The 1277-nt window shown below is 51.0% G+C and carries 1 pseudogene; it reads left to right on the top strand.

Going from position 1 to position 1277, the window contains the following annotated elements:
• Nucleotides 1–1277: pseudogene (locus PGX78_RS07595) on the top strand (hemagglutinin); the annotation flags it as partial.

Genomic DNA, 1277 nt, shown 5'->3' with positions numbered 1-1277 from the left:
GACGGTAAGGATGCCGTAACCGTATACGGTAAGGACGGTGTGGGCCATATCGGCTTAACCGGGCCGGCAGGAACTAACGGTAAGGACGGTACGAACGGTATCGACCTGACTGTGAAGAACGGTTATGATGATGCCTCCAAGGGAATTAAGGGTGAAAAAGGTGTAGACGGTACGGACGGAATTACGCGTATCGTTTATGAAGACAAGACGGGAGAGCATCAAGTTGCAACGATGGAAGACGGCATGGTCTTCGGCGGCGATACGGGAACGGATATTATTAAAAAATTGAACAATAAGGTTTCCGTTATCGGCGGTATTACAAACAGAACTCTGCTTACGACAGAGGATAATATCGGTGTCGTCTCCGACGGAACAGATAACCTGAAGGTTCGTTTGGCTAAGGACTTGAGAGGCATTACCTCTATTTCTAACGGCGATACGAAGATAACCTTGAAAGACCATTGTGAAGATGCCGTAACGATTACGGGCGGCAATATTAACGTAACGAACAATCGCATTACGAACCTTAAAGACGGCGAAGACGAACACGATGCGGTCAATAAGGGGCAGCTTGACAAGGCTGTAGACGGGATCAAACAGGGAGCCTTCGGTGTGACGGCTGATGACGGTAAGTCGGTTAAGAAGAACTTGGGTGAAACAGTCGGCATCGGCGGCGACGGAACCAATATTTCCACGTCCATTGAAAACGGCAAGGTTCGCGTATCTCTGAATAAGGATGTGCGCGTTGACACGGTTACGGCCAATAAGGTGACGACCGGTGATACGATAGTAACCTCTGACGGACTGGTTATTAACGGTGGCCCTTCAGTTACGAAAAACGGTATCGATGCGGGTAATAAGGTCATTACGAATGTAGCGGCAGGACGTATCGGTGCCGGCAGTACGGATGCCGTTAACGGCGGCCAACTTCATGATATGGCGGACAGTATAAGCCGTAAGGGATTCGGCGTGACTACTGATGACGGCTGGTCGATTATGAAAGGCTTGGGCGAAACGGTGGCTATCGGCGGCGACGGTACGAATGTACGCACGTCCGTAAGCGGCGGTAAGGTTGTCGTAGGCCTTTCGGACAAATTGACCATCGGCAGCGGTGCCGGAGCCGTAAGTATTGACGGTGTAAACGGCAATATCGGTGTCGGCGGAGTAAGTATAGGTCGACAAGGCGGAGGAAGCTATGTAGGCGGCCTAAGCAATACGACGTGGGACGTAAAGAACCCGAATATTACAAGCGGCAGAGCGGCAACGGAAGATCAGCT

Source organism: Megasphaera sp. AF13-6AC (assembly GCF_027685385.1).
Classification (GTDB): Bacteria; Bacillota; Negativicutes; order Veillonellales; family Megasphaeraceae; genus Megasphaera; species Megasphaera micronuciformis.
This window is presented reverse-complemented; position numbering and strand designations above follow the sequence as displayed.